This window comes from Agrobacterium sp. CMT1 (assembly GCF_037203725.1).
GTDB lineage: Bacteria > Pseudomonadota > Alphaproteobacteria > Rhizobiales > Rhizobiaceae > Agrobacterium > Agrobacterium pusense.
Map to the genome: position 1 here is coordinate 42746 of NZ_JBBCAR010000014.1, position 12790 is coordinate 55535.

The 12790-nt window shown below is 60.7% G+C and carries 14 protein-coding genes; 6 read left to right on the forward strand and 8 right to left on the reverse strand.

Annotated elements, in window-relative coordinates:
- Positions 1–16 precede the first annotated feature (16 nt).
- The 6 genes from WA845_RS16440 to WA845_RS16465 all read left to right on the forward strand — a co-directional run bounded on the left by WA845_RS16440 (position 17) and on the right by WA845_RS16465 (position 6359).
- Positions 17–391, forward strand: coding sequence for a response regulator transcription factor (locus WA845_RS16440; protein ID WP_004444449.1), 375 nt, complete (start codon positions 17–19; stop codon positions 389–391).
- A 274-nt stretch (positions 392–665) separates the two neighbouring features.
- Positions 666–1130 (forward strand): hypothetical protein, encoded by a 465-nt coding sequence (locus tag WA845_RS16445; RefSeq protein WP_022563945.1) that lies wholly within the window; start codon positions 666–668, stop codon positions 1128–1130.
- A gap of 1 nt (position 1131) precedes the next feature.
- Entirely contained in the window at positions 1132–2379 is a 1248-nt protein-coding gene (locus WA845_RS16450) for an oxalate decarboxylase family bicupin (protein WP_174150422.1), read from the forward strand.
- A 112-nt stretch (positions 2380–2491) separates the two neighbouring features.
- Complete coding sequence (locus WA845_RS16455) at positions 2492–3604, forward strand: FAD binding domain-containing protein (protein WP_337322454.1); 1113 nt, start codon at positions 2492–2494, stop codon at positions 3602–3604.
- A 95-nt stretch (positions 3605–3699) separates the two neighbouring features.
- On the forward strand, positions 3700–4509 hold the full coding sequence (locus WA845_RS16460; protein WP_022563942.1) for a cyclase family protein: 810 nt from the start codon (positions 3700–3702) through the stop codon (positions 4507–4509).
- Between the two features lie 80 nt (positions 4510–4589).
- Positions 4590–6359, forward strand: coding sequence for a tetratricopeptide repeat protein (locus WA845_RS16465; RefSeq protein ID WP_202048942.1), 1770 nt, complete (start codon positions 4590–4592; stop codon positions 6357–6359).
- A gap of 47 nt (positions 6360–6406) precedes the next feature.
- Here WA845_RS16465 and WA845_RS16470 read toward each other — a convergent pair whose 3' ends face one another.
- From WA845_RS16470 to WA845_RS16505, 8 genes are all read right to left on the reverse strand, one after another.
- Positions 6407–7105, reverse strand: a complete 699-nt coding sequence (locus WA845_RS16470) for a glutathione S-transferase (protein ID WP_337322455.1) — start codon at positions 7103–7105, stop codon at positions 6407–6409.
- Positions 7106–7171: 66 nt separating this feature from the next.
- Positions 7172–7465 (reverse strand): hypothetical protein, encoded by a 294-nt coding sequence (locus WA845_RS16475; RefSeq protein WP_080823111.1) that lies wholly within the window; start codon positions 7463–7465, stop codon positions 7172–7174.
- Between the two features lie 173 nt (positions 7466–7638).
- The gene (locus WA845_RS16480) at positions 7639–9429 is read right to left on the reverse strand and encodes an ABC transporter ATP-binding protein (protein ID WP_112552888.1); all 1791 of its coding nucleotides are present in this window, start codon (positions 9427–9429) and stop codon (positions 7639–7641) included.
- A 451-nt stretch (positions 9430–9880) separates the two neighbouring features.
- Positions 9881–10870: a Bug family tripartite tricarboxylate transporter substrate binding protein gene (locus WA845_RS16485; protein WP_443111969.1), complete on the reverse strand. Its 990-nt coding sequence runs from the start codon at positions 10868–10870 to the stop codon at positions 9881–9883.
- Between the two features lie 100 nt (positions 10871–10970).
- Complete coding sequence (locus WA845_RS16490; RefSeq protein WP_064264266.1) at positions 10971–11663, reverse strand: superoxide dismutase; 693 nt, start codon at positions 11661–11663, stop codon at positions 10971–10973.
- Positions 11664–11828: 165 nt separating this feature from the next.
- The gene (locus tag WA845_RS16495) at positions 11829–12155 is read right to left on the reverse strand and encodes a GCG_CRPN prefix-to-repeats domain-containing protein (RefSeq protein ID WP_022563936.1); all 327 of its coding nucleotides are present in this window, start codon (positions 12153–12155) and stop codon (positions 11829–11831) included.
- Positions 12156–12282: 127 nt separating this feature from the next.
- Positions 12283–12573, reverse strand: a complete 291-nt coding sequence (locus tag WA845_RS16500; protein ID WP_004444471.1) for a DUF3175 domain-containing protein — start codon at positions 12571–12573, stop codon at positions 12283–12285.
- Positions 12574–12594: 21 nt separating this feature from the next.
- On the reverse strand, positions 12595–12783 hold the full coding sequence (locus WA845_RS16505) for a hypothetical protein (RefSeq protein WP_006700510.1): 189 nt from the start codon (positions 12781–12783) through the stop codon (positions 12595–12597).
- Positions 12784–12790 lie beyond the last annotated feature (7 nt).

A 12790-nucleotide genomic window follows, 5' to 3' on the forward strand; every position in this document is an offset into this window, starting at 1 on the left:
GAAAAGGTCGCTTTCATTGCCCCCCGTTCCCGTCATTGCCGTCGTTGACGACGACCCTGCCATCCGTGAAGCCATGGACGATCTCATCATGTCCTTCGGTTACCAATGCCGCCTGTTTGCTTCTGCCGAACAGTTTCTGGACGCGCAGCAGCAGGCGGACATTGACTGCATCGTTGTGGATGTGAAGATGCCCGGCCTCTCAGGCATCGAATTGCAGAGTGAATTGAACCGGCGCGGCGAGCATGCGCCGATGATTTTCGTGACCTCCTACGAGGATGACCGCACCCGCAACGCCGCCCTGAGCGGCGGCGCCCTCGCCTTTCTGCGCAAGCCGGTCAATATCGGCAAACTGATGGGATGCCTGGAATCGGTTCTCGGACCGCAGCCCTGACCTTCGGTTGACGCCTGGCGAAGACAGCCTTTCATCACGCGAGGCCTCTTCCTTCGAACCCTGTTTTTTATGCCCCGGCCCCGTGCCGCCAGGGCACGCATTGCCGTTGACGGAATTCCTCCCGGCGTTTGCCATACCGCCACGACCTTCCGCCATACCAACTAGACCTCTGTATAGGTGCCCGCAGCGCTGACCCGCCGTAGCCTTGTCCCAGTCAAACGCCTCCCTCCCGGACGGTCCTGACGACACGATCATCCATTTTGAGGAGCAGGGCATGACCTCCATCAGTCAGAAGACAGACGAGCGCAAACCTCGACATCTCAAGCTCGCAACGGTGCTGGCATTGGGCGCGACCGCAGTGCTCGCCGGCAACGCTCTCCTGATCAGGAATACCGAGCCGGCGCTTGCCGCCTCTGAAAACGTTGCATCGGCCAGCGCCTTCCGCATCCTCACGCCGCAGGCGATCGACAGGCTGGCCGGACTTTCGGGTCCTGTTGCTCCAGGGGAGGATGCGGCAACAGGCGTGTCAGCTCCGGCAGATGACGAAACGTCCTGCATCGCCATCCGCGCCGCCCGAAAAACGGACCGGTACGAGGCGCTCGAGCCAAAAGCCTTCTGTCAACTGCAGCACCGTCTCTTCAATGCCGAGCTGATTGATCGCATTGCCGCGCTCCAGCTCGCATCACAACCCGACGATACCGGTACCTCGTCGCAACTCGCCATGAACAAGGAGTTCTGAAATGGAAGCTTTGACCAGACGCGCAGTCCTCGCAATCGGCGCCGTCGGCGGCACCGCGCTTGCCGCCAGCACCGCCGGTGCTGCATCTTTCGGCAATCCCGATCAGCCTGCGGAGGGAGCAATCAACGCCGATGCCGCGGGGCTCAGCGATCCCGGCCCGAAGAACCCTGTTATCAACGACCAGTTCCCCTCCTTCCAGAGCCCGCCCGCGACGGATGTCGGCGACATGCAGCTCTTCTGGGGTTCGTTCAACAATGCCGCCAAGCGTATCCAGAACGGAGGCTGGGCACGTCAGGTGACCAAATCCGATTTCGCGATTTCGGATGCCGTGTCCGGGGTCAACATGCGACTGGGACCGGGCGGCATTCGCGAGATGCACTGGCACCGCGCCGCAGAATGGGCGATCATGACCAATGGACGCTGCCGTATCACCGTGCTCGATACCGAAGGCCGTGCTTATGTCCAGGACGTCGAGGCCGGCGATCTCTGGTATTTTCCGGCCGGTTATCCCCATTCGCTGCAGGGACTTGGTCCCGACGGGTGCGAATTCGTCATTGTGTTCGACGAAGGCGACCAGTCCGAATACGGCACCCTGCTACTGACGGACTGGCTGGCACATACCTCACCTGAACTGCTGGCGAAGAATTTCGGCGTCGAGCAGGACGTGTTCCGCAATATTCCACTGCAGAACCTCTGGATTTTTCAGGGCAAGGAGCCCGGACCTCTCTCCAGGGATCAGGAAGCCGTTGCCGGTGCAGGACTTCCCCCTTACCCCTTCACCTACAAGCTCGCGGCCTCCAAACCGCTGAAGGAAAACGCCGCTGGCGTCATTCGCCTTGCCGACAGCAGCGCCTTTACCGTGTCCAAAACCATCGCCGCCGCTATCGAAACGATCAAGCCCGGCGGGGTGCGCGAAATGCACTGGCACCCCAACGCGGACGAATGGCAATACTGGATCAAGGGTGAAGGCCGGATGACCGTGTTCGACGCCGGTCCGCGCAGCCAGACCGCCGATTTCCGCGCCGGCGACATTGGCTACGTGAAACGGAGCCAAGGCCACATCATCGAGAATACCGGCAAGACCGACCTGCAGTTCGTCGCGGTCTTCAAGACGGCAGAGTATCAGGAAGTCAGCCTCTCTTCCTGGCTCACGCATACCCCGCCGGCGCTCGTTGCCCAGCACCTGAATGTCAGCATCGAGGATGTCGCCAGGCTTCCCGAAAACCAGCCGGCAATCATGCCAGGCTGAACATCCTCTCCTTCCGTAGGGGCCGGCGTCTCGGCATATCCGATCAGCCGGCCTTCTCCCGTAAAGACAGAACGAACAATTGCCAGATCGATATCGAAAGGCAGGTACGGCCATGAAACCACTGAAAATCCGCATCGCTGGCGGCTCGCTTGCCGGGCTTTTCACCGCGATACTGCTTCAGCAGGACGGACACGATGTAAAGGTCTACGAACGCTCGTCATCCGGGCTTGCCGAGCGCGGCGCGGGACTGGTGCCTCAACAGGACCTGTTCGACGTTCTGAGGGAAATCGGCTGCGAAGACGTTGCCCAGATCGGTGTGGTTGCGAAGGAGCGCATCTACCTCGATGCCGGCGGGCACATTGCCCAGCACCAGCAAACGCCGCAGATGCAGGTCTCATGGGACTACCTCTTTGAGAGCGTATCCTCACGCCTCCTCTCCGATACCTATCGTCTCGGCCATCACGTCAACACTGTTCGCGAAGACCCGCAGGGAGTGACGCTCTCCTTTGCCGATGGCATGGAGGAACGTGCTGACCTCGTTATCGGCGCGGATGGTTTGGGTTCGGCCATCCGCAGCGCCGTCAACCGCCATTCGGAAAACACCTATGCGGGCTACGTCGCCTGGCGCGGGCTGATCCCCGAAACAAGACTGCCTGCCGACGCCGCCCTGCTGCTGGACCGTTTCGCCTTCTACATCACGTCCGGAATTCATGTTCTGGGTTATCTCGTGCCGGGATCGCGCGGCGAGACCCGGCAGGGACAGCGTCGCTATAACTGGGTCTGGTATCGTCCAACGCCTGCCGAAGATCTCGCCCGAACCTTCACGGGCCGGGACGGCAGGCATTTCGAGCATTCCCTTCCCCGCGGCGAGCTCTCCGGCAGCCGGAGGGCGCAACTGCGCGAAGAGGCTTTTTCCCTTCTGCCGCCGCAAATGGCGCTTGCCGTGGACGTAGAGGAGACGCCATCCATCCAGGGGATTTTTGATTACGAGGCGGAACACATGGTCTCCCAGCGTATCGCCCTGGTCGGAGATGCCGCCTTTGTCGTTCGTCCTCACACGGCAATGGGTGTTTCAAAGGCGGCAGGCGATGCAATGGCGCTGCGCGACGCCCTGCGGCAAACGGACGACCTTCCTGCCGCCCTTGCGCGGTATCAGAACACCCGCCTGCCAGTGGGCAAGGCAATCGCGGCCTATGGACGCCGACTTGGCGAAACCGCGATGTGAATACGGGTGAAAAATCGGCCACGCTCCCGCCTTGCGCCCCTGCGTGTTTGCGTTACGCTTGCAACCGGGGAATTTCTCATTGGAGGGAATAAGGCATGTGCAATAGCTGCGTGATCGAGAACGTCAAACAGAACATGCTGTCACGGCGTCTGCTGTTCAAGGGAGCCGTGGCGGGTGTAACGGCGATGGCGGCGGGAAGCCTCGCGGCCCCGGTTCTGGCGCAATCGCCCAGACAGGTCGTCGATCTCACCCATACCTACGATTCCACGTTTCCGACGTTCGACGGAAAACCCGGCATTGAGATGGAGTGGGCAGCAGATATCGCCAAAAGCGGCTATCAACTCCATAAGCTGACCATCTTCGAACACACCGGAACGCATATCGATGCGCCTTTCCACTTTAGCGCAGACGGCGCCAGCGTCGATCAACTCGAGCCGCAAAAGCTCGTCGCCCCTCTGGTCATCATCGACATTACGGATCGCGCGAGGGAGGACGCCAATTCCACGGTCGAGGCAGGCGACATCGAACGCTGGATATCGGAAAATGGCGACATTCCGGCAGGCGCAATCGTGGCTTTGCGCTCCGGCTGGGCAACGAAGGTGAAAAGCCCGGCCTTCCGTAATGACGATGCCGGAAAATTTGCCTTCCCCGGCTTCGGCAAGTCGGCCACCGACCTCCTGCTCACGCTGGATACAGTCGCCATCGGCGTCGACACACTCTCGCTGGATCCGGGCAATTCTGCAGACTTCGCTGTCCATAATTCCTGGCTACCCGCTGGGCGCTACGGGATCGAGGGACTGAACAATCTGGAAGCACTGCCGGCCAAGGGGGCGACCATCATCGTCGGCGCGCCTGCCCACCGAGGCGGAACAGGCGGACCAGCCCGTATTTTGGCTCTGGTCTGACGCCGGTAGAGTTTACCGCAAACCCGAAATCCGAGACGGATCCATCCGCTTGCCATCGCAGGTACAAAAGGGATTCTAAAATGAAAGGCCTTCGGAAGACCCTCGTTTTGCTCCTTTCGCCATGCCTGTTGAGCGGGGTTCAAGCTCTTGCCGCCGACAGCGTGGTCGTTCCCGGCTACGCCCCGGAAACGGGGGCGGAATATCTCTACCGTTCCCATAAAACCACCTATACCGACATGTCGTTGTGGTTCGACAGGCCGGCAGCGATCATGCGCGGAGATTTTCGGCAGCGCATGACGGTCCTGTCGCGGGATGCGGAGGGTATGCGCGTGCGCTGGTCCCTCAGCGCAGATTTGCCTCAGGACGCCGAAGGCGCTGCAGACACTTACGCAATGAACGCTCTCTATCGGAACACTCTGTCGGCCTATGGCGTCCGGCAGGTGGAATATGAAGCGGGACTTAACGGCTTTCCTGGCAAACTCGTCGGATTGGATGCGATCCTCGGCAACCTGCACAGCACCTCGGTTGTCGGACCGGATGGCAGCGTTGCGAACCAGCCAGCGGGTTTGCGCGATATTGTCGAGGGCATCAAAAGCAATCCAATCCTGGTTGTTCATAATCTCGCACCGGAGGCAGAGCTTCTTTCCACAGTACAGGAGCAGGATAGTTCCACATACGAGATCGGCCAGTCAGGTACGGCGTCGGTGGTGGAATATGCGCGGGGAACGCCCATTCCCGTCGCCATCGAATGGAGGCTCGAGACCGCAGATATCTCCGGACAAACAGCCACCTTCAGCCTCCAAAAAACCTACGACCGCGTTGCGCTCCAGCAATCACAGGCTTCTGCGGTGGAAGGAGTGATCTCAAGCTTCGGTGAAAAGGCCAAACAGCTTGGCGACGAGCAACTGGCGGCCGCCAGAAACGCAAGCAAAAACGTGCAGATGACCGTCGTCATGTCACTGCGCGATGGATCGACCCTCGAAGCGACGGAAACCGTTTTGGCGGAAAGCGGCGGCATCAAAATCAGGACCCAAACCCACGTGTGGCGTGAGGACCTGCCACGAAATCTGCCAGACCTGCCGGACTGGAACAGTCACACCGTATCTGCAGCCTCCATTGATCCGTTGCCGGAACGTGGCGCCAATGCTGCGGCCCTCACGTCAGGACTTACCGCGCCAACGGCACTTGAAGAAGGACAGGCGGCCTATGACAGCGGCAATTATGGCGCCGCCCTGCGCTCGTGGAAACCGCTCGCCGATGAGGGAAGCGCGGCCGCGCAATATAAGGTTGCCGTTCTTTACCAGGCGGGTCTGGGGGTCGACCGGGATACGGCACTCGCCGCCGCATACATCCGCAAAGCGGCGGATCAGGGCTGGGCGGAAGCGCAAAGCAGCCTTAGCGATCTCTATGCGGTCGGCCAAGATGTTCCGCAGAACCTGGAACTCGCCGTGTCCTGGGGCCGCAAAGCAGCAGAGCAAGGGCTGGCCGTCGCCCAGTACAATCTGGCGTACAGCTACGAAAGCGGCCAGGGTGTCGCTCAGAGTTATGCACAGGCGTTGATCTGGTATCGCCGTGCCGCCGACCAGGGTTTTGCAACCGCTCAGTACGCTGTTGGCCTGCTCTACGATCAGGGTCTCGGCGTTACCCGCGACTATGGTGAAGCAGTCAGCTGGTATAAAAAAGCCGCCGATCAGGGGCTTGCCGTCGCCCAGGGCAATCTAGGGAACATGTATGCAATGGGACATGGCGTTGCGCAGGATCGGGTCGAGGCCATCACATGGTTCCGCAAGGCCGCCGATCAAGGACTCGCGACTGCGCAGGAATCGCTGAAAAGGCTGGAGCAACCCTAGCTGCGGCCGGGTCGTTTTCTGACCGAGGGCCGATGATGCCCCGGTCCTCAGCCAGCTACTTTCCGCAGCGATTTTTCAATCTGCCCGCCGCAATAAGCGTCGCCATAGTCGTCAAAGGCGCGGCGGCTCAGGGCGGCCAGCGGGGCCGTCTCTTTCATTCGGCAGGAATAGGCCCAGATGACGGGCGACGTATCCTCGATTATGCGCCTGATGACTGGAAAGCGGTCTGCAACTGTCGTCCAGAGAATGGCCGTGACGACATCTGCGACGCCGGGTGTCTCCGTTCCCAGCATGAACCCCGAATCGCCGGTCAGACCGTGTCTCGCCCCCGTGTCCTCGAAAATGCGGATCCACTCCTGCAACCGGGGAACGAACGCCTCCCATTTTTCAGGGGTCCACATCTCGCGCCCACCGTCGAGCGTCAGTTCATCGATCACATCGTTGGCATCGTTTACGATCTTGGCAGTGAGCGCGCGGCCCTCGGCGCCCGGCGGCAGAAGCTGCAACCGCTCGCCGAGATAGAGGGCGATTGCGGGCATCTGCGAGAGAGCGAAATTGCGCTCTCGATCGATCAGCACCGGCGGTCCCATGAACGCTATGGGCTGCTTGCCGGCATCACGGCCCATGATCTCCTCGATTGCACTGGCATCGTGTTCGTCCCAGGTACACCCGCCATGCGCTAAAAGTCCGCGAATGAACTGGCCTCGGAACGGGACCGGCCAGTAATAGAGTTCGAAGTTGCTCATTGCGGGCTCCTCATTGCGGTGCGCGGCGCGGGCGGCAGGTACGGAATTGGCCTCCCGGTTTTGACATCACCGGTGTGAAACGCGGATCGCACCGGCGTCACCAAGGCTGCGCTGGACAGCTGCAATCCGGCTGGATGCAATATCGGCGGACACCTCGATCTCGCCCTCATGCGGCGCATCGCTGCGAGGCAGGTCACCACGTGAAGATTGGGTGCCGGTCGTATTCTGCTCTGATGTGGACTGGATGAAGATATCCGGACGGGAGATCCCGTGCTGCTGGACCAGATGCTCGACGGCGATATCGGCTGCCTCGCGTGTTTCGAAAATGGCGCGAATGGTGACGGTGGCATCGTCGGCCATGGCTGTTCTCCCTTCAGGCTTAACTCAAACACCCAAACGCCCGGAGAGGCTGGTGGTTTCCAGGCTCCGTCAGTTTTTGCTTGGAGATACGCGTCCGCAGCGGAAAAGTCGTGCGCGGATCGACGATGCGGCACGGCAACGCCGGAGCATCACTTGCTCCGGCGTTGCTTTTGTCATGCGACCAAGCCCTTGGTAAGTTCCAGAGCCTGCCGCTCGAACAACCGGCGATAAATGCCGTCATTAAGTCGGATCAGCGCCTGATGGTCGCCCTCTTCAACGATCCTGCCCTTGTCGAATACGAGCAGACGGTCCAGAGCCCTGACGGTCGAAAGCCGGTGGGCGATGACCAGCGTGGTGCGCCCTTCCATCAGGCGTTCCATAGCCCGCTGGATCTGCACCTCGCTTTCGCTGTCGAGGCTTGAGGTTGCCTCATCAAGGATCAGCACCGGCGCATCCGCCAGGAAGGCGCGGGCGATCGCGACCCGCTGGCGCTCCCCGCCCGACAGCTTGACGCCACGTTCGCCCACCATGGTCTCATAGCCCTTGGGCAGGGACATGATGAAGTCATGGGCGCTGGCCTGTTTCGCCGCCTGCTCGATTTCGCGCCGCGACGCGTCCGGCCGGCCATAGGCGATGTTTTCCGCCAGTGTGCGATGAAACAGGATCGGCTCCTGCTGCACGATGGCAATCTGCCCTCGCAGGCTCGCCTGGGTGACATCGGCAATGTTCTGCCCATCGATGCGGATTGCACCGGACCTGATATCGTAGAGGCGCTGGATGAGTTTGACGAAGGTCGTCTTGCCAGAGCCGGAGTGGCCGACCAGTCCCACACGCTCACCGGGTTTTATGGTGACTGAGAAGTCATCATAAAGCGGCGTGGCGTGCGCGCCATACTGGAAGGTGACGTGATCGAAAACGATCTCGCCTTTTCCAATATGAATCGGTTTCGCATCCGGCCGGTCCTCGACGCCAAGCGGCATCTTGGAAAGCAGCACCAGCTCTTCCATATCGTTGACGGCGCGCTGCAGGTTGCGGATATCCTGCCCCACGTCCCGCAGATATCCCTGCAGCACGAAGAACATGGCCAGCACGAAGGTGATGTCACCCGGCGTCGCCAGTCCCTGTCGCCACATGATGAGGCCGGTGCCGAGAATGCCGGCCTGCATGGAAACCATCATGAAGCTCTGGATCGTGCCGTTTATCGTGCCGCGTTTCCATGTCCTGCGCGTGCGGTTATCCCACTTCACCAGCACCTGGCCGAGCCGTGTTTCTTCACGCGTTTCCGCGCCAAAGGCCTTCACGACCGAATTGCAGCTGATGGCATCCGCCAGCGCGCCGCCAAGCTTCGTATCCCAGGCATTGGCAAGCCGTGCGGCCGGCGAAACATATCCCATGGAAAGCCCCACCGTCACACCGACATAGATCAGCGAGCCGAGACCGACGATGAGGCCCATGACGGGCCAGTAACTGCCGAGAACGATGGTGGCGCCCACCAGCATGACGAGCGATGGCAGAAGCGCGATGAGCAGGAGGTCATTGAGCGAATCGAGCGCCCACATGCCACGCGTGATCTTGCGCACCGTGGAGCCGGCAAAGCTGTTCGCGTGCCAGTCCGTGGAGAAACGCTGCACCTTGTGGAAACCGTTATTGGTAACATCCGCCATGGTTTTCAACGTCAGCCGGATGATGCCGTTGAAGATGAACCAGCGCAGCGCGACGCTGGTCAGCCCCAGCGCCACCACGATGACGAAGGCGCGCAGCGCCTGATCTGCCGCATCGCCGCCGGCGATCGCATCGACGATCCGCCCGGAGAAGACCGGCACCATGACTTCGGCCAATGTGCTGGCGATGACCAGAACGATGATGAAACCCACCAGCGCCGGCCGGTGGCTCCAGTGGTGAAAGACAAAGCCGAGCACATGGCGATAGGCATCGGCGCGGAAATCGAGCTTCTTGCGAGACATTTTTACCAGCACGGCGCCATTCTGCTCGGCGACCGGTCCTTGAAATGGAAGTTGGAAGGCACAGCCCGGGCGGGAGACAAAATGATCCCGTCAGATCAATCGGACTGTGAAGGAAAACAAAACCGCATGTCGGGCGCGCAAAAGGCGGGCCGCGAATGGATATGACCTAGTGTCTGGTCATTCCCTGCGGGAGGGTTTCGATGAATGCTGGTGTCATGCAACGCCTCCCTTGGTTCGATCTGACGCGGTAAAGAAATTTCTAGCTGAACCTGGCAGACTTGCCAAGCCGGTTTTTGCAACCTTGTGGCAAGTGATGCGAAAACGCCACATTGGCGCTTGGCGACTATATCCGTGGCCGATGCGGCCCGGCCACGGCCTTATGATGCCAGAAGCCCCGCCGCGCCCCTCTGGGGACGCAGCGGAGATCGGAAGATCGGTCTATCGAGCCCGATCAATCCATCTGGACATTTGCCGCCTTGACGACGGGTTCCCACTTGGCGATTTCAGCCGCGACGTGGGTTTTCAGCTCCTCTGGCGTGGAGGCGACGATTTTGGCGCTGAAATCCGCCATGCGGGCGGCGACGGCCGGATCGGCAAGCGCTTTCTTGGCGGCGGCATTCAGCTTGTCGACCACCTCGGCCGGCGTTCCGGCCGGTGCGAAAAGCGCGTTCCAGGTATAGGTCTCATAACCCGGTACGGTTTCGGCGATCGTCGGCAAATCCGGGAAGGATGAAGCGCGCTCGCTGGTGGTCACGCCAAGTGCGCGCAAGGTGCCGGATTTCATGTGGCCCGACGAAGATGGCAGATTGTCGAACATGATGGAAATCTGGTTGCCGAGAAGATCGTTGAGCGCCGGGCCGGAACCCTTGTAGGGCACGTGCTGCATGCTGACGCCAGCCATGCTCTTGAACAGCTCGCCGGAAAGATGAAGCGGTGTTCCGTTACCGGATGACGCATAGGCGTGTTTGTCCGGCTCGGCTTTCAGCAGAGCGATCAGTTCCTCGACGCTGTTAACGTTGAGCTTCGGGTTAACGACCAGCACGTTCGGCACCACCACCAGCAATGAAACCGGAGCAAAGTCCTTTTCGGGATCATAGGGCTTGGTCTTGAGGATGAGCGGGTTAAGAGCGTGGGTCGCCACCGTGCCCATCAGGATCGTATAGCCGTCCGGTTCCGCGCGGGCAACGCGGTCGGCGCCGAGATTGCCGCCTGCGCCGGCGGCATTTTCAACAACGATCTGCTGGCCGAGTTCGTCGCCCATCTTCTGAGCGATGACGCGGGCGACCACATCGGTGGAGCCTCCGGCCGCAAAGGGAACCACCAGCGTTATCGTTCGATCCGGAAAGCCCTGCGCGCTCGCCGTCATTCCCAACATGCCGAAAGAAACTGCCGCCGCGGCAAGTTTCAACACCATGCGCCGTTTCGAAAACCGGTAATTCATGAACCCTCCTGTAACATGGCCTCCCCGCCATGGCGGCATAGTAGCTCAAATGCACCTGAGGGCAAGCCGCCGGGAAACATTGCCCGGCGGCGAAACGCGGCTAGGCTTTCATGCGCTCCTCCACGACCCGCCAGTTGACCAGCTTGTCGAGCACGGCGCGGATGTGTTCGGCCTTGCGGTTTTCATAATCGACGTAATAGGCATGTTCCCAGATATCGATGCCGAGATAAGCCGGCCGGCCGACGGCGACAGGGTTGTTGCCATCCTCATAGCCGATCAGCGCAAGCCCGCTGTCGTCACGCGTCAGCCACACCCAGCCGGTGCCGAACACGGTGTCCGAGACATCGACGGCGCGTTTGACGAAGCCGTCGTAACCACCAAAGGCCTTGTCGATTGAGGCGGCGAGATCGCCCTGCGGCCGGTTGGGGCCGCCCGGAACGAACTGATCCCAATAGGCAACGTGGTTCCAGGCCTGGGCCGCATTGTTGAAGATCTTGACGTCCGCAGCCTCCTTCGACCGGGCGGATTCGACGACGATGCGATCGAGCTCCATATCGGCATAACGGGTGCCGGCGGCCAGCGTATTGAGCTTGTCGTAATAGGCCTTGTGATGCTTGCCATAATGCAGCCCCACCGTCTTTGCCGAAATCACCGGCGCCAGATCCGCCTCGGCGAACGGAAGTGCCGGCTGGCTGAGGGGAAGCGCCGCCCGCGCCACGTGCGGCCGGGGAAAGATGGCTGCGGCAGCGGTTGCCGCGCCGGCGGCGAGAATCGTGCGTCTGGTAATCTCCATGATGGTCCTCCTTGTCAGTGACGATTAAGGCAAACCCTGAAGGACGCCGGAGGTTGCCTGGATTTCCCCGAATTGTCCGGGCGGATATCGCCGGTCAGAAACCCCAGGGCCATTTCGCAAACAAGGAAAAGCAAAAAGGCCCTCCGGATGGAGGGCCTCGTCTGCTCAGTAGCGGTAATAATCGCGACGGTCTCGCCAGTCACGATACTCCCGCCGGTCACGCCACTCGCGCCATTCGCGCCGTGCCTGACGTTCGCGCCATTCGCGGCGACCCTCCCAGCGATCGCGCCGGTCCCAGCCACGCTCGTAGCGCGGTCCGTTCGGGCGGCAATAGCCGCGGGGTGTCAGATGAAAGCCGCGGCCGCAGGCATAGTCCACATTCTGAATGTGGGATGCCGAAGGTGCGGATGGTTGACCGACGGGCATGGCGTTCGCGCCAGTGCCCAACAGGGCGCCGAGAATTACTCCAGCGGTTAAAATCATCTTACGCATCGCATCTCCCTCCTTATGGGATAAAGCGATTTAGCGCCTCGCCGGGTGAACTGTGGCTGAATGAATCTGGGTGTTTTCGTGGCAATTCGGCGGCAGCACCGACTGATGAATTCCCGGAAAAACCGCCCTATCCCGACTTGCCGAATTCCTTTCTCAGCTTGTCTTTTGCCTCCTCCAGAACCTCCTTACGCTCCTTCGGAAGTTTGCCACCTGCCCGATTGATATAGAAAACCAGCATCGACATTGCAGAGCGGAACGGGTTGGCCTTGCGCCGTGTCGAGTGTTCCGCCGAGGCTTTCAGCGACCGGGCTATGCCGGTGGGATCCTTTTTCGTGAAAACATCCTTCTCGAGATCAAGCGCATCGCTTTCGCTGGTTACCTTCTGCGACCACTTCTTTTTCTTCTTGCCCTTTTTCATCGGTCTTCTCCCGAACCGGCGTCATTTTCGCTCCGGATCATGCGTGTGGTGGCTGTCTCGCTCGCCGCCACCACCCGAGACCTTGCTTTGGGAGCGCCTGTCGCTGTCTGCGGGCGGCTTCTTGATGTCCAGCGGCGCCTTGGCGTTTTCATGGGACGCGCCGGGGCCGCCCTGGCGGATGCTTGCCGGTGTCTTTGTCGAGGTCGACATCGTTTCC

What these genes read in the sequence shown, in the direction of transcription:
- WA845_RS16445 (WP_022563945.1), top strand. Translation starts at nt 666, where the DNA reads ATGACCTCCATCAGTCAGAAGACAGACGAGCGCAAACCTCGACATCTC.
- WA845_RS16450 (WP_174150422.1), top strand. Translation starts at nt 1,132, where the DNA reads ATGGAAGCTTTGACCAGACGCGCAGTCCTCGCAATCGGCGCCGTCGGC.
- WA845_RS16455 (WP_337322454.1), top strand. Translation starts at nt 2,492, where the DNA reads ATGAAACCACTGAAAATCCGCATCGCTGGCGGCTCGCTTGCCGGGCTT.
- WA845_RS16460 (WP_022563942.1), top strand. Translation starts at nt 3,700, where the DNA reads ATGTGCAATAGCTGCGTGATCGAGAACGTCAAACAGAACATGCTGTCA.
- WA845_RS16465 (WP_202048942.1), top strand. Translation starts at nt 4,590, where the DNA reads ATGAAAGGCCTTCGGAAGACCCTCGTTTTGCTCCTTTCGCCATGCCTG.
- WA845_RS16470 (WP_337322455.1), bottom strand. Translation starts at nt 7,105, where the DNA reads ATGAGCAACTTCGAACTCTATTACTGGCCGGTCCCGTTCCGAGGCCAG.
- WA845_RS16475 (WP_080823111.1), bottom strand. Translation starts at nt 7,465, where the DNA reads ATGGCCGACGATGCCACCGTCACCATTCGCGCCATTTTCGAAACACGC.
- WA845_RS16480 (WP_112552888.1), bottom strand. Translation starts at nt 9,429, where the DNA reads ATGTCTCGCAAGAAGCTCGATTTCCGCGCCGATGCCTATCGCCATGTG.
- WA845_RS16485 (WP_443111969.1), bottom strand. Translation starts at nt 10,870, where the DNA reads ATGAATTACCGGTTTTCGAAACGGCGCATGGTGTTGAAACTTGCCGCG.
- WA845_RS16490 (WP_064264266.1), bottom strand. Translation starts at nt 11,663, where the DNA reads ATGGAGATTACCAGACGCACGATTCTCGCCGCCGGCGCGGCAACCGCT.
- WA845_RS16495 (WP_022563936.1), bottom strand. Translation starts at nt 12,155, where the DNA reads ATGCGTAAGATGATTTTAACCGCTGGAGTAATTCTCGGCGCCCTGTTG.
- WA845_RS16500 (WP_004444471.1), bottom strand. Translation starts at nt 12,573, where the DNA reads ATGAAAAAGGGCAAGAAGAAAAAGAAGTGGTCGCAGAAGGTAACCAGC.
- WA845_RS16505 (WP_006700510.1), bottom strand. Translation starts at nt 12,783, where the DNA reads ATGTCGACCTCGACAAAGACACCGGCAAGCATCCGCCAGGGCGGCCCC.